Genomic DNA, 18,805 nt, shown 5'->3' on the forward strand with positions numbered 1-18,805 from the left:
TCTTCACCTCCGCTTTTCGCCTACGCCACGTAGTCGCCGTTATAGCTGATTAAGACGGCATTTTTGACCCCGCCAAGCTCGGAAATCCGGTTGATGAACTTCCCTTCCTGGTCGCGCAGGCGCACCTCCAACGTGATTTCGATGTTGCCGGGAGTCACGTTTTTTTGCTTCACATTGTACCGTTTCACCAGATTGCCCATCTGCGTGTGGATAAGCTGCTCGCTTTCGTCGTTTTCGCAATTGACCACCAGCAAATACGGCGTTTCTATCGAACTGCTCTTGATAAACAGGAACAGGATCAAGCCGACGATTGCCGAACCGAGCGCCGCCAGCGTGTAAAATCCGGCCCCGGCGACGATCCCGGCCGCGGCGGCCCAGAACAGGAAAATCAGATCGGTCGGGTCCTTGATCGGGGTTCTGAAACGAACGATCGACAGCGCGCCGACCATCCCGAGAGACAGCACCAGGTTGGAGTTAACGGCGATGATCACCATCGCGGTCACCATCGTCATACCGATCAGCGAGACGTTAAAGCTTTTCGAGTACAACACCCCGCTGAACACCCGCCTGTACAAAATGTAAATGAACAAGCCAATCAGAAATGAAACGCCCAGCGTAATGATGATTTTGGAGATGCTGATGTCCGAAGCGAAATTGTCCAGAATCGATTTTTTAACGATGTCGCTAAAATTGGTTGTTCCCGTATTGTTTGTATTCATAAATCAATAATCCTCCCATGCGTTGGTTTTCGAATATTTGCGGCAAATGACGTATTTGGACGCCGATTGCTGACGCAGCCCTTCCAGCTGCAGGGCCGCCCGGAGGTATTCCGGGATGTATTCGTCGTATTTCACCTCGAGGATGATCAAGTTGTCGTCGATCGCCGGTACGGCCCGCAGGTCCGCGTCAAAAATATCAAGGGCGCTCAGGCCTGTCCTAAGCTCCTTGTCAAACGTGATCCGCACGTTGCCGTTACGGCAGACGAACGGTTCGCGCACGTAATCGACGATGACCTTGGGGGCGAGGAGACGATCCTTCATCTGATGATACAGCTCCATCAACAGCGGTTTATTAGGGTTGCGCAGCGTCTCGATCCGGCCCGCCATGACCTCGTCGTACATCTCCCGGGTTAAAGGCTCCTTCACCTTGGCGATGTAGTCGCCTTGCTTGATTTTTTTCTCGAAATGGATCAGGTTGTCCCGGCCATTGTAGATGCGGATCCGGTATTTGCGCCGGCCATGGACGCCGCTCAACTTCTCGTGAAGCGCCGAATTGTCGATGTCGTCAAAATAAAGGCTGCGGATATGGTATTCGCCGCTTCTGCCCGCATGCTCGTCATGCTGCGCCAACCCCCTTAGCCTTTGGCGAATCACAAAATATTGGTGGCGGTTGACCATGAATTTTAGTTCGTGGCGGAATTTCAGCTTTTGCTTCATAAACTGCACCTCGTTTTCATGTGACGCTTGTTACTTGACTTATCCTACCAGTAGTGGCTGATAATTGACTTAAGGAAACCTGAAAATCGACTGAATGTTTTTACACAGCGTTAATAAATGTGAAAATTAGGGAATTGCATTTTTGACTGCGGCGAAGGAGGCTTTATTTTAGGGGAATCGGAAGGAGTCATTTGCATGAGAGGTGTAGAGATGTGGCGCGGACTGTTTATCGTAGGGTTTACTGTTGGCGGAGGCAACGATCGGTTCGCAAAAGAACGATAAGTCATGAATGATCGTGGCGATACACCGCCCGGTCTGTGGATGCAACCGGCACGAAAAAGCGGAGGATTGGATCAAGGTGTTCGAGGAATTGCGGAGCGGAAAAACGTCCCCGGAGGGGGAGGGACCTTGTATGTCGTGGCCAACACCGCCGGTCCCAAACTTAACGAGTTCATGCGGTTCATTTTCAAAATAATAAACGGATGTTCGCCGGAATCATCTACAGCGAGCGTTCGCTGAGCTACAAAGCTTATGACGCCGACGGCCACAAGCAGGACGAAGCCGTGCTTACGCGCTAGTATTTCCGGCGCGGAGCGGACAAATAGTCCGCCTAAACCGTAGCCTTGCCTTCCCGGACAAGCGCTCCCGGCCGTTCCGGAAGCACGTGCCGCGAAGCCGCCGGCGGCGTGTCCTGGGACGCGGTGCCTTCCGCCGTTCGGCACAGCCCGGCGCATTCCCGGAAAGCGAAGTGTTTGCAACCGCGGCATTTTTCGTTATTGATTAGGCCTAGCGCGTAATTCAGTGCATCCCCGGTGTTTTCAAAAAAGTGCTCCTCCCCAATCCTATACAAGCATCCGGTTTTGGCCAGCAGCTTGCGCGGCTGGGAACGCAGGCCGGAGACGAGCACCGTGATTTCCGCGCCGTGCAGCCGCTTGACCAGGCTTGCGAAGTTGGCTTCGCCGGTCGTATCCATAAACGGCACCTTGCTCATCCGAATCAGCACAACCCGCTGCAGACCGCCCTCGATTTGCGAAGCAAACCGGTCAAACGCCTGCGATGCGCCAAAAAACAGCGGCCCGTCCACCGTAAATATGGACACCTGCGGGCAGTCGTGATCCTCCGTTACCACATGCGCTTTGACCTTTGCGTTGGCGGAGGAAGGATCGGGCAGCACTTTGTCCACGGTCAATAGCTCGCTCATTCTTTTGACGAACAGCACGACCGCGAGGATCAGGCCGACCTCGACGGCCGTCGTCAGCGTCGTGAACACCGTCAGCAAGAAGGTGACGAGCAGGACGAGGGAGTCTCCGGTCCGTGTTTTGAGCATATGGGCAAACGCTTTGCGCTCGCTCATATTCCACGCCACCAGCATCAGGATCGGCGCCATGCTGGCGAGCGGAATGTTGGAGGCGTAAGGGGCGAACAAGGCGACGATCAGCAGAACGACCACGCCGTGAATGACCCCGGAAAAGGGGGAGACGGCCCCGTTTTTAATGTTCGTCGCCGTGCGCGCGATCGCCCCCGTTGCCGGTATGCCGCCGAACAGCGGCGCGGCGATGTTGGCGATGCCCTGCCCGATCAGCTCGCGATTGCTGTTGTGGCGGGTGCCGGTCATGCCGTCGGCGACCACGGCCGAGAGCAGCGATTCGATGCTGCCGAGCAGGGCGATGATCAAGGCCGGCTGCAGCATCGGCCGGACGCTGTCCCAGGCGAGCGATATCGGATGCAAGCCCGGCAAACCGCCGGGAATGGGACCGTAGGCGGAGCCGATCGTCGTCACCTTGCCGGGGAACAGCCAGGCCGCCGCCAGCGTGGATATGATGATGCCGACCAGCGAACCCGGCACTTTCGGCAAATACTTGGGCGTAAGCAGCAGGGCGGCGAGGCAGATGCCGGCCGTCAGCACGCTGTAAATATTTAAGCTAGGCAGCCGCAGGACGATCTCTTTCATATTTTCATAGAAATATTCATGCCGCTCCACCCCGCGAAGACCGAGGAAATTCCCGATTTGGCCGCTAAAAATCGTCACCGCGATACCGGCCGTAAACCCGATCGTCACCGGCCGCGGAATGAATTTGATCAGCGCCCCGAGCCGCAGCAGCCCCATCAACACGAGAAAAATCCCGGCGAGAAAGCCGGCGATCAGCAGGTTTTCGTAACCGTATTGCATGACGACCGCCAGCAAAATCGGGATAAACGCTCCCGTCGGTCCGCCGATTTGAAACCGGGAACCTCCGAGCAGGGAGATTAGAATCCCCGCCACAATCGTGGTGTAAAGGCCATATTCCGGTTTCACCCCGGAAGCGATCGCAAACGCCATGCCCAGCGGGATTGCCACAATGCCAACGATGCACCCCGAGATCAAATCTTTGCGCAAAGCCTCCATCCCGTAATTTTTAAAACGTCCTGTCCACTTCATCCTATAACCCTTCTTTTTCTGATTATATTTCTGTTGCCCCCAAGCCCGCGCATTCCCGGACACAAAAAGATCCCCCGCGGTCCGGCGGGGAAACTTGCATGGGGCCGTATTATTATTGTTTGCGGATTCCTTTCAGCAAGGAGATCGATTCCACCAAATGGTTATCGAAAATTTGCCGGGCGACCGCGAGCAAATCCTTGATCAGCGGATCGCGCAGCGAATAAATCACCGTCGTGCCTTCCTTGACCGTGTTGACCAGATTTTTGGCGCGCAAAACGGCTAATTGCTGCGACACGGCGGAGCCCTCCGAGCCGAGGATCGTTTGCAATTCATTGACGTTCCGTTCGCCTTCGCTCAGCACCTCCAAAATACGGATTCGCATCGGATGGGCGAGAGCTTTGAAAAATTCGGCTTTAAACTGCTGTAGGTTCACGTCCATCGAAATAAACTCCTTAAATTTTGAATATTCATATCTCTGAATCTTTGCATATTTATTATGATAGCATAGGAATTCATTTTGACAATGGGCAATGTTGAAGCGTTTGTGAACTGGAGCGGAACATGGTATATTTAATTGAGAATCATTATCATTAAGCAGGACTATTTAATAGATTTTCCAATATAGAAGGAGGCGGTTAATTTGTTCGTGATGACAAGAACGATAGTCGTTGAGAAAGGGAACAGCGATAAAGTGGTGGAGCGTTTCAGCAAGGAAGGGCCGATGGACCAAATGGACGGCCTGGTCGATATCAGCGTCATGGTCAACCGGAAAAGCCGGGAGGAGCATGAAGAGGTGGTGGTCGTGATCCGCTGGGAGTCCGAAGAGGCTTGGAAAAACTGGGAGAAAAGCGATGCGCATATTCAGGGGCACCGGAACAGCAAAGGCCAGCAGCCGCCGGCCTATATTGTCAGCACGACGGTGAACCTTTATGACACCCAGGTGGTGAAGAAAGGAAAGGCGTTTTTGAACGGTTAATGGTAGACTGAAGATAGAAAGTTTAATAGAGTTGCTATATCAGTTTATACATCAAGGAGATGGGTATGAAACTTGTATCGTGGAACGTCAACGGTTTGAGAGCCTGCGTGAATAAAGGGTTTATGGACTATTTTAACGAGGCGGACGCGGATATTTTTTGCCTTCAGGAGACGAAGCTGCAAGATGGGCAGATCGAGCTTGATCTCGGCGGCGACTACGAACAGTATTGGAACTACGCGGAGAAAAAAGGGTACTCCGGTACCGCCGTGTTCACGCGGATCAAGCCGCTGTCGGTGCGTTGCGGCATGGAGGAGGATTACGAGCCGGAGGGGCGGATCATTACGCTGGAATTTGAGGGCTTTTATCTCGTTACGGTGTATACGCCGAATGCGAAAAGGGATCTTTCCCGCCTCGGGTACCGGGTGGAGTGGGAGGACCGGTTCCGCGCATACCTGAAGCGGCTTGACGCGGTCAAGCCGGTCATCGTTTGCGGCGACATGAATGTGGCCCATAAGGAAATCGACATCAAAAACGCGAAGTCGAACGAAGGCAACTCCGGTTTTACCCCTGAAGAACGCGGCAAAATGACCGACCTGCTGGCGGCGGGATTTACGGACACGTTCCGTTATTTTTATCCCGACCGCGGAGGGGTGTACAGCTGGTGGTCGTACATGCCGAAGGTGCGCGAGCGCAACATCGGCTGGCGGATCGACTATTTCCTGGCCTCATCCCGGCTGGAACCGCATTTGGTGGGCGCCGGCATCGACTGCCACATCATGGGCAGCGACCATTGCCCGGTAACGCTGGAAGTGTCGGAGATAACGAAGTAGTCGGGGGTTAGCAAGCCGGCCTTGTTGGCTTCCTTAGCGGACCAACGGCAAAAGTGCATTTGATTTTCCGCTAATCCCCCTCTCCAAGGCCATTCGCATGCAAAAGTGCAGTTGATTCGAGCCCATTTTATAAAAATTTGTTTTTTGAGCTAAAATGGACTGCACTTTTGCATTTGATCCACCCATTTCGGGAGGGTTCCACGAAAATCGCATGCACTTTTGCATTTCGTGGGGTCCTGGAGCTCACTTCGCATCCACTTTGCGCTCTCTCACCGCCTCCACATCGCACTTCACATTGCCAATCGCATTACTACTCTTTACTACAATCGCATTACTACTCGTTTACTACAATGACACTACTGTCCTCACATTACTATCTTCAAACTGCCTCTTACACAGTTACCCCGTATTCCTGCCCTTGCACTATTGTCCTTGCTATTACCTTCGGATGGCTGCCCTTACATGGCCGCCGCGAACTGCACCTTTCCTGCACCTTCTCGCATTATATCGCTAACCCTGTTGATATCAGCTTTCCTTCTTAAGGCCGTGCCTCCAGGGCCGGCTCCGCTGCAGCGGCGGCCGATTCCGGTTCTTTTTTCGATAGAACTTCTTTCTTTAAGAACCAGCAGATAAAAAAGGCGGCGATGACAAATCCGAGCGAAATCGTAAAAATGTTCTGAAAAGCGCCGGCAAACACGGTCTGTACTTTGACCAGCAGGTCGGGAGCTAATCCCTGGGGAATTCCCCCGGTGGCGATATGGCTTGCCGTACCGGCCGGGAGCTGATCGGCTAGCCCGGATACCCCGTCCGAGATATGGCGGGCGAGCAGGCTGCCGAAAACGCTAAGGCCGATCGTGGCCCCAAGCGATTGGAACAGCTGCACCGTCCCGAGGGCCACGCCGCTGTGCTCCTTGTCGACCGATTCCTGCACGATCAGATTGTCGCCGCCAAACAATGCGCCGAGCCCCAAACCGAGAATGAAGAACGTAACGACCACGTATAGCACGGTGGTGTCAATGCCGATGCGCGACAGCAGGAAAAATCCGACGATCGGCAGCGTGAAGCAGACGATAAACAAGGAGCGGTAAGGCACCTTGGTGATCAGGAACCCGTTGACGATACTGGAAGGAACCGCGCCGGCCATAAAAGCCATCATGAGGTAGCCGGCCGCCGTCGGGGTCAATCCCATCACATTTTGCGCAAAAAACGGGAATGCCGAGGTTCCGCCCATCACACCAAGCATCAAAATAAAGACGATCAGCGACAAAACGACGATATTGCGGTTCCGGAACAGATGCAGCGGAATGATCGGTTCCTTCACCCTTGATTCGATGCGGATGAGCAGCGCGATCAGCAGACCGGACAACACAAGCAGGCCGATAATAACCGGCGACGACCACGACAAACCTTGATTGTCGATCAGCACCGGGGCGAGCAGCAGGGACAACAGGGCAAGCACGAGCGTGACGGCTCCGGCCCAGTCGATCTTTTTGCTTTCGGTTCCCCGGGATTCGCGCATGCCGATGGAAAGCACTGCCGCCGCGAGCAAACCGACGGGGATGTTGATCAAAAATACCCAGTGCCAGTTGACGTGCCCCACCAAATACCCGCCGACCGTCGGCCCGAGCAGTTGGGGCAGAATCATCAGCGGCCCGATCAGGCTCTGGATTTTGGCCCGCTGCTCCAGCGGGTAGGCGTCGCCGATAATGACGAGCGCGATCGGCATCAGTCCGCCGGCGCCAATGCCCTGGATGCCGCGGCCCAGCAGCAGCACGGCCATCGAAGGGGCGATCCCGCTGACGATCGATCCGAGAATGAACAGTCCCATACAGCTGAGATAAACGCGCTTGCGTCCGTATAAGTCGGCCAATTTGCCGAGAATGGGCATAAACAGCGTGACCGCAAGCATGTATACGCCGGCCACCCAGCCGTAGAGCGACAGTCCGTGCAGCTCGCGGATAATGGTTGGCATCGCCGTCGAGACGACGGTTTCGTCCAACTCGGCGAAGATCAAGCCGATGAGCAGGCCGAGCAGGACGAGGCTTCTGTTGTTTTTCACTAATGTCATTTTCAACTTTCTCTCCATTCCTTAGTTCTTTGTGCAGTTATCGTAGTACGGATTTTTAAACTGAATTTAAACGGCGAATCAAACGGCGAATTAACGGCGAATCAAACGGCGGCCAAGCCGGGCGGGAGGCTCGAACCGGTCTCTTGTCTCGGTTTGTTGTCTCGGTTTGTTGTCTCGGTTTCTTGTTTCGGTCGCTTCTTATCATAGTAAAATTCGGGTATCCTCCAAAGGTCCCCGGGAATGAAATAAAACTCGGTCTCGGGAATGAGATCGGGTCGAAGGTCAACGTAACGGAAGGCAGCAATAGATCGCTTATCAATTGACAATGATAATCATTATCAATTATACTTCGTAATATCAAGCCATACAATTAAGGAGGATAGGCATGAGCAAAATCATCATCGTCTATGCCAGTTTGACCGGCAACACGGAGGAGATGGCCGAGCTGATCGCCGAAGGGGTTCGCAGCGCCGGAGCGGCGGCGGATTTGAAAATGGTAGAGGACTGCAACGCCGTGCGTTTGCTGGAATATGACGGCTATATGCTGGGGGCATATACATGGGGAGACGGAGAACTGCCGGATGAGTTTGAGGATTTTGTCGATGAAATGAAGGAATTGGACCTCCGTGGGCGTATGGCTGCTGTATTCGGCAGCGGCGATACGAGCTATCGGCTGTACTGCGGAGCCGTGGACTTGCTGGAGGAGAAGCTGAAGGAATGGGGCGCGGTTATCCCTCAGGAGAGCCTGAAGGTGGAGTATGGTCCAAGTCAAGAGGAGAAAGCGTTGTGCCGGGAGTTTGGCGCCAATTTCGTCCAAAGCCTGAGCGCCGTTACCTAAGCCATGGCCCGCTGCGTGTTGGATTATGAGCTGGAGGAGTGGCTGCGGTCGCAAAAGGCGCCGGGTTGTCCCGAATGCCCCAAATTAACCTGGCAGCATCGCGTTCAATACGCCGTAAGTTACGCGATCAACGACTATTTTACGCTGGATCCCGCAGTTCGCTTACATACCCCGATTCAGGTGCTCCTTAATCGGCGTTGGCCGCGGAACAAGGACGATTTTCCCGACCCGCTGCATTATTGGAAAGTATATAACGACATCGTGGGGCAACTGATCCGGATCTCGGAGCCGGAGATTTACGAGCATCCAATAGCGTTATACGAAAAATGGGACACTCAGGTTGCCAAGCTTGATTTGCATCTGTCCGTCATTTTTCAAACCGTCTGGCAGCGGTCAAAGGACCAAAAACCGTGGATTACCGTACAGAAGTTTTTGGTGGAGGACCACCCGGAACTCGTCAAAGCGTTTACGCACATGACCAACGTATTTTGGAACAGCGCTTTTGGCGGGCCGCCGGATCAAATCGAAATATTCGCCCTGTTGGACGACCGCAAATATACGATTACGAAGGAGAAGCTGGATTTTAAGCAATCGCTGGACTATGTGTATTTGCTGGCGGAAACGGCCGGGGAGCGGCCTTTTTTTGCCTCTCAAGCATAAATTATTTCCGAATGGACTTTAAGTTCCGTACTTCCGCGGCTACAATAACATCAAGCGAAAAAGAGATTTAAGGAGTGCGAGAACATGAACATCCAGGAGTTAAGAGAACACCGGCAATACCCGGACAATATCGGACAAGAAACAAGCCGCGCGACGTTTGAACGCGATTATTCGCGGCTGATCCATTCCCCGACCTTTCGCCGGCTTCAGGGCAAATCCCAGGTGTTCGGCGCGGGCACCGGCGATTATTACCGCACGCGGCTGACGCATTCGCTGGAGGTGGCGCAGATCGCCCGGGAAGCGGCACGCGCGCTGCTGCGGGCGTACCCGGAGGTGGCGGCGGACAAGGCGGAGCATCCGGGGCTGATCATCGATCCCGAGGTGGTGGAGTGCGCCGCGATTTGCCATGATTTTGGACATCCGCCATTTGGCCATAAGGGAGAAGAGGTGCTGGACGGCATTTTGGAGAAGCTGGTCGAGGATAAGGTGAAGCAGGCGCTGAAGGGCCGGAATGCCACTCCCGAAGAGGAGCAGCATACGCGGGAGGCGCTGCGGCGGAAATATGAGCATTTTGAAGGCAATGCGCACAATTTCCGGCTGATGATGTTTTTGGAGAAGCGGGAAAATATCGACGGCCTAAATTTATCCGACGCCGTTCTGCTTGGCACGAACAAATACCCTTACCCCGGCACCGTCAACAAAAAAGGCCTGTACCTGCATGAATGGGAGTACATTTCCTACATCCGGGACCGCTGGGCGATTCCCGAAGGCAAAAAGACGTTTGAAGCGCAGTTGATGGACTTGTGCGACGACATCGCCTATTCGGCCCACGATTTGGAGGACGGCATCAAGGCCGGCAAAATCGAAGTGCACGAGCATTTTCTGAAAGATTCGCACATCGAGCGGCTGATTGTAGAAAAAATCATGACCCTTGAGGACTTTTTCTGGGCTGGCTGGACGCCGGACAACATTTTGATCAAGGTGAAGGAAGTGCTCAGTTCGTTCCTGGCGATCTGGAATACGAAGATGCCGGTCTGCGATCACGATTATTCCCGGACGCGCCGGGAGGTCAAGGCCTATTGGGTCAGCCTGTTCGTGGGCAGCCTCGGCGTGATTGACGACGGAAACTGGAAAAAGGTGACGTTCGTCAAGGAGGGCCGGGAAGACGAAGACATGCTGCGTACGGTGAGCGTGCTGAAAAGCTTCGCCTGGGTGACGATGATCCGCGATCTGCGGGTACAGCGTCTCCAGAAACGCAGCGCCTGGGTCATCAAACGGCTGTGGGACGCCTTCGTCGATCCGCAGACGTCCAAGTCGATCATCCCAGGCGACTGGCTGCGCCGATTTGACCGGGATCAGCAAAAGACGCGGCCAATCTGGACCTGGGAGCATATGATCATCGATTATATCGCCGGGATGACAGACGCTTACGCGGAAAAAATCTACAATGAGCTTTACGGGCTAAAGGTCGGCACGATTTACGATATGGATTAACGCATTTAGGATTTTACCGCATTTTGCGTTAACGTTTTGTATTGCTCATCCGTCAAATCGCCGCAGTGGTAGAACAGCTTGTAGAAACGGTTCACTTCGGCCCGGAGATCGTATTTGAAAACATCCGGATACAGCGTTTGGGACAACCAGATCATCCCGATATAACGGTTAACTGAAGGCGGAGAGCCCATCCAGCTGTACGGCGCTCCGGGCACCTCAAAGTAATTGCCGTCACGGATCGCTTTCATTTGCTTCCACGTGCCGTCGGAGGCCACACTGCCGTAAATGCTCTGCGGAGCGAAGAAAATCACATCAGGGTCCCATTGGACAATTTGCTCCAGCGAAACCTCATTGCCGCTGCCTTTGCTGGACGGGTTGTCCAGGACGGCCACATTGTCCCCGAGCAGATCGAGAATTTCCGCGTGAAAAGAACCCTTGGAAATGATATTGGTACCGGTGTCGCCTAAACTGTACAGCACTTTCACTTTATGATCGCCGATCTTTTCCATCGCTTCCACGGTGTTGGTATATACCTCGTCGCAATAATCCGCCAGGGCTTTGGCTTCATCCGGCATGCCAAGCACCTCGCCCAGCGTGTTGTAGCTGCCGGCCATCGTTTTAAGCGTTGCCTCCACGAAAATCACCGGCATGCCAAGTTGTTCCTGAAGGGCGTCGAGATCTTCCGCGATGTTGTCCTTTTTCTCGCCGATATCGATGATCAGCTGCGGCTTGGCGGCGGCCAGCGCCTCCATGTTCAAATCGCCGGAACCGTAAAATTGGCCGAATACGGGCAGCTGCAAATACTTGTCAGCGAGATAAGCGCCGGCTTCGTCGCTCCATTTGCCGGACAAGCCCACGAGCTTATCCGGGGCCAGGGAGAAAAGCACGATTTGCGCCAGCGATCCAGAAGGGGCGATCCGTTCGATATGTTTCGGAATTTCTACCTCTCGTCCCGCCGAATCGGTGAACACTACGGTTTCCGTACCATCCGGCGACGGAATTGCATTTTGCCCGCCCACCGCCGATTCCGCAGCGCCGGACGCGGCCTGTGCCGGATCGGCCGATGGCGATGGCTGCTCCCCTGCGGCCCCGCAGGCAGCCAGCAACATAACTGTTGCTAACAACGCAATTGAGATTTTCGATAAACTAAACCATTTTCTTTTCAAGCCGAACGCATCCTCTCTTAAACCATTTTTCAAATTTCCAAAACGAACGTATTTCGCTTTCGCCCTGTGCTTTATGTATCGGAAATCGCAAACCGGGGGACGCAAACGGAGATTTTCCCGTCGTACAAACGGGCCAGGCTAATGTCCACGCCGTAAAGCGAATGGAGCCTTTCTTCGTCCAGCACATCGCGCGGGGGACCAAAGGCGGTCACCCGGCCGTCTTGCAGCGTCATCACCGTATCGGCAAACAGCAGGGCCTGATCGGGGTTATGGGTAGACTGAATAACCGTGTAACCCGCTTGCGTCAACTGCTTAACTTTGCTTAACACCCGCAGTTGATTGCCATAATCAAGATTGGCCGTAGGCTCATCCATCAGCAGGATGCGGGCCTGCTGCGCCAAAGCTCTCGCGATCAGCACGAGCTGCCGTTCTCCGCCGCTCAGCTCCATGAACGCTCTGCCGCCCAGCCGGGAGATCCCCACTTGCTCCAGGGCTTGCTCCGCGATCAGCCGTTCTTGTTTGCCGGGGACGGAAAATACCGAAAAACTGGCCGACGTTCCCATCAGCACCATATCCATCACCGAATAGCCAAAGACAGGGGCGTGGGATTGGGGGACAAAGGCGATATGGCGGGCCAGTTCACGCGGCGGCAGGGTTCGGGCGTTTTTGCCGTCGATGACGATTTCCCCGGTATAACCGGGAAGCAAGCCAAGGATGCAGCGGAATAACGTGCTTTTGCCCACACCGTTGGGCCCGAGCAGGCATAAGAGGCTGCTCCCCTGTTGGGTGAAAGTGACATTGTCCAGCACCCGCTCCTTTTTATAGGAGAAGCAAAGCCGTTCCACGCAAAGACTCAAGCGGCATCACCCGCTTTCAGAATCAGGCTGATGAAGAATGGAGCGCCGATAATCGCGGTAAGGATGCCGATTGGTACTTCGCTAGTCCACAAATTGCGGGAAAAGTTGTCCACGATCAGGAGAAACACCGCTCCGGCCAGCATGGAGGCAGGTAGCAGGCGCTGATAGTTGTTGCCGACCAGGAAGCGGGTGAGGTGCGGGATCACGAGGCCGACCCAGCCGATCATGCCGCTGACCGCCACGCTGGATGCCGTAATGAGCGTGGCGCACACGATGACGGCAAGCCGGACAGCACCGGCATTGACGCCCATCGTACGGGCCTCGGCATCGCCCAGGGTCAGTACATTGACGCGCCAGCGCAGCAGCAACAGCGGCACCAGTCCCAAAGCCATGGGAATGACAATGAAAAGGACCTCCTCTTTTTTCGTGCCCGCAAGACTCCCCATAAGCCAGTATGTAATAGCCGGAAGCTGTTCGTTGGGATCCGCCACCATCTTAATAAAGGAGGTGCAGGCGGAAAACAATGAGCCGACCATGATGCCGGATAAAATCAGGCCGAGCACCTGCCTGCCTTTCGTCCTTCTGCTTATGGCAAGAACAAGAAGGACGCAAAGGATGCTGAACAAAAACGCGCTAAATGTAATCTCCCGCTTGCCGCCTCCGAGCAAAATAGCCAACGCCGCTCCAAAAGCGGCTCCAGCCGAGGCGCCAAGCACATCCGGCGCCGCCATCGGGTTTTGAAAGATCCCTTGATAGGCGGCTCCCGCCGCGGCAAGGCAGCAGCCGACGAGGCAAGCCAGGATGATGCGCGGAAGTCTGACATTGTAAAAAATCGCTTGCTGCTGCGCATCGGCGTTGCCCTCGGCGGGATGAACCGCCGCTAATATCAGCTTCAGCACCTCGCCGGGCGTAATCGGATAACGGCCCAGGTTCAAGGAAATCAGGATGATGAGCAAGAGCAGCAATACCAGCGCCGGCAGCGTCCATCGATATCGTAAACTGTTCAATCGGTTTCTCCACCTCCGTTAACGCTCATTTTTGTCGCTCATTGTAGCAATCGGCTGCATAAGTTGTCAATTGAAAATTATGATTAGATATAAATGAATATATTTAGTTATAATTAGTGATAAATGATACTGCTTATTAGCTGTTTTTTTCAGTAAATTTAAAAATAATAAATTTTTGCGGAGGATGAAGCATGAAGTTGGTTACTGTGGCGGGCCCGCCTTCATCGGGGAAAACATCCGTGATCTTGCAGTTGGCCGAAAGTCTGCGGGAGCAGCGGCAAACGCTCGGCGTGATTAAATTCGACTGTCTTACGACCTTCGACCAGCTTCGGTACAAGGAAGCGGGACTGCCCGTACAGGTAGGGTACTCCGGCAAAGTTTGCCCCGATCATTTTTTCGTCAGCAACATCGAGGATGGCGTGGAGTGGGGGAGAGAAATTGGGTTGGACGTGCTGATTACGGAGAGCGCCGGTTTGTGCAATCGCTGTTCCCCTTATATCCGCGGCGTTTTGGCGGTTTGTGTCATCGACTGTTTGTCGGGCGTGCAAACGCCGCGCAAAATCGGCATGCTCAAACTGGCGGATGTGATCGTGATCACGAAGGGAGATATCGTCTCGCAGGCGGAGCGCGAAGTGTTCCGTTTCAATGTCCGCCAGGTGAACGGCCGGGCCGCGATTCTGTTTGTCAACGGGATTACCGGCCAGGGCGCTTTTATGCTTGGCAAGCACGCGGCCAAGGCTGCCGAAACAACGACGTTAAGGGACGCGCGGCTGCGGTTTACGACCCCGGCCTCGGTATGCTCTTACTGTACGGGAGAAATGCGCATTGGCGAGAGCTACCAGATGGGTATGATGAAAAAAATGGAGTTCAGGTGATGGTTGATGATGATGAAATTTCAACGGCTGATCGAAACAAGCCCAATCGCTGAAATTGTGGAGCTGTATCCCATTGCGCGCGATTTTTTGCTTAATTTCGGCCTGGATGAACTGCCTTGGGACTGGACGCTGCCCGCAGCGTTGGAACAGGTGAATGAGGAGCGCCTGTTGGAGTTTGGCTGCACCCGTGCGGAAGTCCCGTTTCAGTTTGCAGCTTTTTTGGAGACGATGCTGGAGAGCGATGCGCTTGAAAATGAAATCCGTTCGATTACGCTGCTTGGAGGCCGGGATAAAAGCGGCAATCCCGAGGAAATCAGCCTGACGATCCGCACCGGGGAAATCATCGGTATCGTAGGGCCTACGGGCTCGGGCAAAAGCCGGCTGCTTGCCGACATCGAATGCGTTGCCCAGGGCGATACGCCTACGCGGAGGCGAATTCTGGTCAATGACAGGCCGCTGGAGGACGAGGAGCGGTTTAGGATGGAGGGGAAGCTGGTGGCGCAGCTTTCGCAGAATATGAACTTTGTGGTAGACCTTAGTGTCGGGGAGTTCCTGGACATGCACGCCCAAAGCCGCCTATGCGCGGACAAAGAAGCGGTGATTCAGCAGTGCTTCGACTGCGCCAACCGGCTGGCGGGAGAGAAGTTTGGCCTGAACACGAAGGTAACCCAGCTTTCCGGCGGCCAATCGCGCGCTTTGATGATTGCCGATACAGCTTATATGAGCGCTTCGCCGATCGTTTTGATCGATGAGATCGAGAACGCCGGCATTGACCGGAAACAGGCGGTGAATCTGCTGGCCAGCAAAGATAAAATCGTGCTGATCTCCACCCATGATCCGCTGCTGGCGCTTAGCGCGGACAAACGGATCGTGATCCGGGGCGGCGGCATCCATAAGGTGATCGAAAAGACGGCTGAAGAACGGGAGAGCCTGGTTCGGATCGAAGCGCTTGACGAGGTGCTGATGGGGGTGCGCCGCCGGCTGCGCAAGGGAGAGCTCATTAACGCCCCGGCACTTTAAGTGGGGATTGAACTACCTCTTTAGTTGAGGGGAGAGATGAATATGTGGGAATTATACGACGCGTTAATTGAAGGGATTGACGATTCCTGTACGGTGGAGGATTTGGTGTGCGGGCCCGGCACGGCCTTCGTACGCAGCAATTTGGGCTGCGGCTTTAGCGGAGCGCCGGCGGGAAGGACTAGACCGACCGTTCTTAGACAGAAAAATCCGGGCATGAAGCTGCGGGATCTTGCCGCATGCGTGAAGTCGTGGAATCTGCAGGAAGCCGGCGTCGGCCAGGCGGCGATCAACGCCTATTACAATGCTTTGCCCGTCGCCAAGGCCAATGGCGTTCCCGTTTCCGACGCCCGTTTTACGGAGGACCGGATATATGATCCGTTCATTTCCTACCAAGCGGCCATCCGGGACAAAAAAGTGGCGGTGGTGGGGCATTTTCATTATCTGGATCAGCTGTTCCGGCCGGTGTGCGACCTGTCGGTTCTCGAATTCGAGCCTAAGGAGGGCGATTTTCCGTATGCCGCCGCCGAATATATTTTGCCGGAGGCCGAATTTGTTGTCATCACCAGCGCCGCGCTGACCAATAAAACAATGCCGCGGCTTTTGGAGTTGTCACGGGGGGCCAAGGTGGTCATCGTCGGTCCCTCGACGCCTATGGCGCCGGTGCTTGAGCAGTTTGGCGTCTCCGATCTGTCCGGGATCACGATCAAGGACGGCGAGCGGGCCCGGCGTATCTGCTGCGGCCAGGAAAGCGGCAAAATTTACGCCTCGGCTCAGAAAACCAGCCTGAGGTTTCAATCATGAATAGGGGGGTAACGATGCAGTTTACTTGGAATGCGAATACGGTCGGCTGGTTTAAGGCGGCCAGCGCCTACACCGGATTTCACGAAAAGCTGGCGGAGCGGCTGCGCCCCGTCATTGCGGGCAGCGAAACTTTGTTTGATATCGGCTGCGGCCTCGGGCTCCTGTCGCAGCAATGGCGTGACAGCGTGGGCAAAATCGTGTGCGTGGATATCAACGAAGCCGCCTTGGCTTCACTGACCGAAGATATAGCCGCCAAGCAAATCGGCAATATCGAAGTGCGGCTTGGCGACGCCTTTGACAGCGAGCCATGGTGCGACGTCATCTTGCTGTCCTATTTCGGCAGCCAGTCGGCCGAACGCTTTTTGCCGTATTGCCGTAAACTGATCGTTATTGTCGATTTGGATGAAGGCAGCAACTTGACGGGACAAAGCGGGACCGGGGCGGGCCGGATGCGGCTCACGGCAGGCAAGCTCGAGGGGCGTCTGCGCGAAAGTGGAGTCCGCTATTCCCGGCAAGAGGCGGCGCTGGAATTTGGCCAGCCTTTTGTATCCCGCGAGGACGCGGCCGACTTCTACGGGCAGCACGGTTCGCGTTTCCCTGCGGGAGCGGAAGCGTTCCTGAATCGGATCATCCCCGTAAACCGGCCGCCCTACCGGTTTTATCTGCCTTATCTGAAAAGAATGGGGGTATTCGTGATTGAAGGCGAGCGATAAACGCAAAAAGGCGGGGGATAACCCTCGCCTTTTTTACCTTTTAGAATTTGCTGAATCAGAGGCGGACAGTGTCTTCCCGGCTTTTTGGGCTACTTCGTTGATCAAGAGCATAGGAGATCCCTTGTAAAACGTGCCGGTGGCATGATCTCTAAATCGGGCAAGCAACTCGACCGCTTTGTTGCGATTCCGCTCAACGCTCAAACATAGAAGCATGGAAGCGTCAACGATGAAGAGGGCGTCACGATCCACCAAGGCCAGCGCATCCACCTTTTGCACCGTAGCCGTTTCGAGCAGTGTCACAAATCGACGCCAGGTGAGGGGTCTGTCTAAAGGGTTCGTGTGTTGGTGATCGTGTGTTGGTGATCGTGTGTTGGTGTTCGTGTTTTGGTGCCCCTGCCTGGCTGGCTGCCTTTGCACGATTATCCCCTTCGTTCAGGAGCAGGGAGCAGGGGGGGGGGGGGCTAGAGCAAGGGTTCCAAAAAAAAGAGAAGAAAAAACACAAAAAAGATGAGGAAAAAATGAGGCGGTTCAGGTGAGATTTTCGGCTTGATAAGAGAACGTACGTTTGGTATAATGAAATAAATGGAACCTATGTTCGTATATTCTTGATTCGGGGGCGAGTAAACATGGAGGTCAATACGGGAACGGAACTTCAGCCATTCAGCAGCCGTTTTAACAGCGAGCAGGACTGTATGGAGGCGCTGATCGCGATGAAGTGGCCAAACGGCTTCGTCTGCCCGCGCTGCGCTCACACCCGGTGCAGCCGTCTGACCTCCCGGCATATCCCTTTGTTCGAGTGCGGAAAGTGCAAGCATCAAACATCGCCTTTGGTCGGCACGATTTTTGAAGGAACGCATCTCCCCCTGGTGAAGTGGTTTCAGGCCCTGGAGTTGTTCCTGCTGGAGGGCGGCATCTCGGCGCTGCGGCTGAGCAAGGTGATCCGGGTCACCTACAAGACCGCCTGGTCGCTGCTGCACAACATACGCCATGCTGTGGGGGAGTTCGATGCCCGGGAACTGCTTTCTGGAGACGTGAAGGTGAACAGCGATCAGTATGGGCGTAACCCGTCCCGGTGTCAGCTTTCGCATCCGTATGCCTCGGCGGTCGTAGCCGGCTGCACGGTCACGGAGTCGGGTGAGCCGGAGCAGGTCAAAATCCGCCTGGTGCCGCATAAGCGGGGAGGCGAAAAAAGGGCAAACCGTCAAGATCTAACCGCGTTTATTGGCGGGCATGTAGATGTCCATACATCGGCGGTGCAGTTGTTCCCTCAGGCCTTTCGGCTGTATGCGCCCTTGCGGAAAGTGGTGAGAGAGGCGTGGGAATCGCTGAAAAGTACGTATGGAGCCTTGGGACTGAAGCATCTGCAGGCGTATCTGAACGAATACACCGGACGCCGCCGGCTGCGCCTGCCCGGAGGACTGCCCGGAGCGGAAGAAACGATGCAGCAGAAGTTGCTGCGCATGTGTGTGGCGATTCCGGCGATCCCTTACCACCGGCTAATCGCTCGCCAACCGTACCAGCCCCTTGCGGCTGCGGCCTGATCATGGCGCTGGAACGGAAGGGATTAGCTTAATGCGGATCAATTTGATTGATGTGGGTTAGTATGAAGAGTGCGAGCGTTGCTGCAGATGGAAGGGTTCAGGCT

General features: G+C 54.8%; 18 protein-coding genes and 1 pseudogene. 10 read left to right on the forward strand and 9 right to left on the reverse strand.

Annotated features, from left to right (window positions below):
- Positions 1–20: 20 nt before the first annotated feature.
- The 4 genes from NYE69_RS08425 to NYE69_RS08440 all read right to left on the reverse strand — a co-directional run bounded on the left by NYE69_RS08425 (position 21) and on the right by NYE69_RS08440 (position 4,294).
- Positions 21–719, reverse strand: coding sequence for a DUF4956 domain-containing protein (locus NYE69_RS08425; protein WP_340925782.1), 699 nt, complete (start codon positions 717–719; stop codon positions 21–23).
- A 3-nt stretch (positions 720–722) separates the two neighbouring features.
- Positions 723–1,436, reverse strand: a complete 714-nt coding sequence (locus tag NYE69_RS08430; RefSeq protein WP_340925783.1) for a polyphosphate polymerase domain-containing protein — start codon at positions 1,434–1,436, stop codon at positions 723–725.
- A 610-nt stretch (positions 1,437–2,046) separates the two neighbouring features.
- Entirely contained in the window at positions 2,047–3,855 is a 1,809-nt protein-coding gene (locus NYE69_RS08435) for a SulP family inorganic anion transporter (protein ID WP_340925784.1), read from the reverse strand.
- Positions 3,856–3,967: 112 nt separating this feature from the next.
- A complete protein-coding gene (locus NYE69_RS08440; RefSeq protein ID WP_036625940.1) occupies positions 3,968–4,294 on the reverse strand; it encodes an ArsR/SmtB family transcription factor in 327 nt (108 codons plus the stop codon).
- A 201-nt stretch (positions 4,295–4,495) separates the two neighbouring features.
- Here NYE69_RS08440 and NYE69_RS08445 point away from each other — a divergent pair, with 201 nt between their 5' ends.
- Both NYE69_RS08445 and NYE69_RS08450 read left to right on the forward strand, forming a co-directional pair.
- Complete coding sequence (locus tag NYE69_RS08445; protein ID WP_036625938.1) at positions 4,496–4,831, forward strand: antibiotic biosynthesis monooxygenase; 336 nt, start codon at positions 4,496–4,498, stop codon at positions 4,829–4,831.
- Between the two features lie 65 nt (positions 4,832–4,896).
- On the forward strand, positions 4,897–5,661 hold the full coding sequence (locus NYE69_RS08450; RefSeq protein ID WP_340925785.1) for an exodeoxyribonuclease III: 765 nt from the start codon (positions 4,897–4,899) through the stop codon (positions 5,659–5,661).
- Between the two features lie 538 nt (positions 5,662–6,199).
- On the opposite strand, the gene NYE69_RS08455 is transcribed toward NYE69_RS08450, so the two are convergent.
- Positions 6,200–7,729, reverse strand: a complete 1,530-nt coding sequence (locus tag NYE69_RS08455) for an MFS transporter (protein ID WP_340925786.1) — start codon at positions 7,727–7,729, stop codon at positions 6,200–6,202.
- A gap of 385 nt (positions 7,730–8,114) precedes the next feature.
- Between NYE69_RS08455 and NYE69_RS08460 the strand changes: the two genes are divergently transcribed.
- From NYE69_RS08460 to NYE69_RS08470, 3 genes are all read left to right on the forward strand, one after another.
- The gene (locus NYE69_RS08460) at positions 8,115–8,567 is read left to right on the forward strand and encodes a flavodoxin (RefSeq protein ID WP_340925787.1); all 453 of its coding nucleotides are present in this window, start codon (positions 8,115–8,117) and stop codon (positions 8,565–8,567) included.
- 15 nt (positions 8,568–8,582) lie between these two features.
- The gene (locus NYE69_RS08465; protein ID WP_340925788.1) at positions 8,583–9,227 is read left to right on the forward strand and encodes a hypothetical protein; all 645 of its coding nucleotides are present in this window, start codon (positions 8,583–8,585) and stop codon (positions 9,225–9,227) included.
- Between the two features lie 84 nt (positions 9,228–9,311).
- Positions 9,312–10,721 carry a deoxyguanosinetriphosphate triphosphohydrolase family protein gene (locus NYE69_RS08470; protein ID WP_340925789.1) on the forward strand — a complete coding sequence of 470 codons (1,410 nt, stop codon included), beginning with the start codon at positions 9,312–9,314 and terminating at the stop codon, positions 10,719–10,721.
- 5 nt (positions 10,722–10,726) lie between these two features.
- On the opposite strand, the gene NYE69_RS08475 is transcribed toward NYE69_RS08470, so the two are convergent.
- The 3 genes from NYE69_RS08475 to NYE69_RS08485 form a co-directional block, all read right to left on the reverse strand.
- Positions 10,727–11,887 (reverse strand): ABC transporter substrate-binding protein, encoded by a 1,161-nt coding sequence (locus tag NYE69_RS08475; protein ID WP_340925790.1) that lies wholly within the window; start codon positions 11,885–11,887, stop codon positions 10,727–10,729.
- Positions 11,888–11,958: 71 nt separating this feature from the next.
- Complete coding sequence (locus NYE69_RS08480; RefSeq protein ID WP_340925791.1) at positions 11,959–12,744, reverse strand: ABC transporter ATP-binding protein; 786 nt, start codon at positions 12,742–12,744, stop codon at positions 11,959–11,961.
- Positions 12,741–13,751, reverse strand: a complete 1,011-nt coding sequence (locus tag NYE69_RS08485) for a FecCD family ABC transporter permease (RefSeq protein ID WP_340925793.1) — start codon at positions 13,749–13,751, stop codon at positions 12,741–12,743. The genes NYE69_RS08480 and NYE69_RS08485 overlap by 4 nt, the downstream gene beginning before the upstream one ends.
- Positions 13,752–13,942: 191 nt before the next feature.
- Here NYE69_RS08485 and NYE69_RS08490 point away from each other — a divergent pair, with 191 nt between their 5' ends.
- From NYE69_RS08490 to NYE69_RS08505, 4 genes are read left to right on the forward strand one after another with little or no spacing between them, the layout of a single operon-like run.
- On the forward strand, positions 13,943–14,626 hold the full coding sequence (locus NYE69_RS08490; RefSeq protein ID WP_340925794.1) for a GTP-binding protein: 684 nt from the start codon (positions 13,943–13,945) through the stop codon (positions 14,624–14,626).
- Positions 14,627–14,635: 9 nt separating this feature from the next.
- A complete protein-coding gene (locus NYE69_RS08495) occupies positions 14,636–15,646 on the forward strand; it encodes an ATP-binding cassette domain-containing protein (RefSeq protein ID WP_340925795.1) in 1,011 nt (336 codons plus the stop codon).
- 42 nt (positions 15,647–15,688) lie between these two features.
- A complete protein-coding gene (locus NYE69_RS08500) occupies positions 15,689–16,447 on the forward strand; it encodes a DUF364 domain-containing protein (protein ID WP_340925797.1) in 759 nt (252 codons plus the stop codon).
- A gap of 14 nt (positions 16,448–16,461) precedes the next feature.
- Positions 16,462–17,160, forward strand: coding sequence for a class I SAM-dependent methyltransferase (locus tag NYE69_RS08505; protein WP_340925799.1), 699 nt, complete (start codon positions 16,462–16,464; stop codon positions 17,158–17,160).
- Positions 17,161–17,265: 105 nt separating this feature from the next.
- Here NYE69_RS08505 and NYE69_RS08510 read toward each other — a convergent pair.
- Positions 17,266–17,472: pseudogene (locus tag NYE69_RS08510) on the reverse strand (IS4 family transposase); the annotation flags it as partial.
- Positions 17,473–17,786: 314 nt separating this feature from the next.
- On the opposite strand from NYE69_RS08510, the gene NYE69_RS08515 reads away from it, so the two are divergent.
- Entirely contained in the window at positions 17,787–18,701 is a 915-nt protein-coding gene (locus NYE69_RS08515; RefSeq protein ID WP_340925803.1) for an IS1595 family transposase, read from the forward strand.
- The last annotated feature ends 104 nt before the right edge of the window (positions 18,702–18,805 follow it).

Source organism: Paenibacillus sp. FSL R5-0527 (assembly GCF_038008055.1).
Classification (GTDB): Bacteria; Bacillota; Bacilli; order Paenibacillales; family Paenibacillaceae; genus Fontibacillus; species Fontibacillus macerans.

What these genes read in the sequence shown, in the direction of transcription:
- NYE69_RS08425 (WP_340925782.1), bottom strand. Translation starts at nt 719, where the DNA reads ATGAATACAAACAATACGGGAACAACCAATTTTAGCGACATCGTTAAA.
- NYE69_RS08430 (WP_340925783.1), bottom strand. Translation starts at nt 1,436, where the DNA reads ATGAAGCAAAAGCTGAAATTCCGCCACGAACTAAAATTCATGGTCAAC.
- NYE69_RS08435 (WP_340925784.1), bottom strand. Translation starts at nt 3,855, where the DNA reads ATGAAGTGGACAGGACGTTTTAAAAATTACGGGATGGAGGCTTTGCGC.
- NYE69_RS08440 (WP_036625940.1), bottom strand. Translation starts at nt 4,294, where the DNA reads ATGGACGTGAACCTACAGCAGTTTAAAGCCGAATTTTTCAAAGCTCTC.
- NYE69_RS08450 (WP_340925785.1), top strand. Translation starts at nt 4,897, where the DNA reads ATGAAACTTGTATCGTGGAACGTCAACGGTTTGAGAGCCTGCGTGAAT.
- NYE69_RS08455 (WP_340925786.1), bottom strand. Translation starts at nt 7,729, where the DNA reads ATGACATTAGTGAAAAACAACAGAAGCCTCGTCCTGCTCGGCCTGCTC.
- NYE69_RS08460 (WP_340925787.1), top strand. Translation starts at nt 8,115, where the DNA reads ATGAGCAAAATCATCATCGTCTATGCCAGTTTGACCGGCAACACGGAG.
- NYE69_RS08470 (WP_340925789.1), top strand. Translation starts at nt 9,312, where the DNA reads ATGAACATCCAGGAGTTAAGAGAACACCGGCAATACCCGGACAATATC.
- NYE69_RS08490 (WP_340925794.1), top strand. Translation starts at nt 13,943, where the DNA reads ATGAAGTTGGTTACTGTGGCGGGCCCGCCTTCATCGGGGAAAACATCC.
- NYE69_RS08495 (WP_340925795.1), top strand. Translation starts at nt 14,636, where the DNA reads ATGATGAAATTTCAACGGCTGATCGAAACAAGCCCAATCGCTGAAATT.
- NYE69_RS08500 (WP_340925797.1), top strand. Translation starts at nt 15,689, where the DNA reads ATGTGGGAATTATACGACGCGTTAATTGAAGGGATTGACGATTCCTGT.
- NYE69_RS08505 (WP_340925799.1), top strand. Translation starts at nt 16,462, where the DNA reads ATGCAGTTTACTTGGAATGCGAATACGGTCGGCTGGTTTAAGGCGGCC.
- NYE69_RS08515 (WP_340925803.1), top strand. Translation starts at nt 17,787, where the DNA reads ATGGAGGTCAATACGGGAACGGAACTTCAGCCATTCAGCAGCCGTTTT.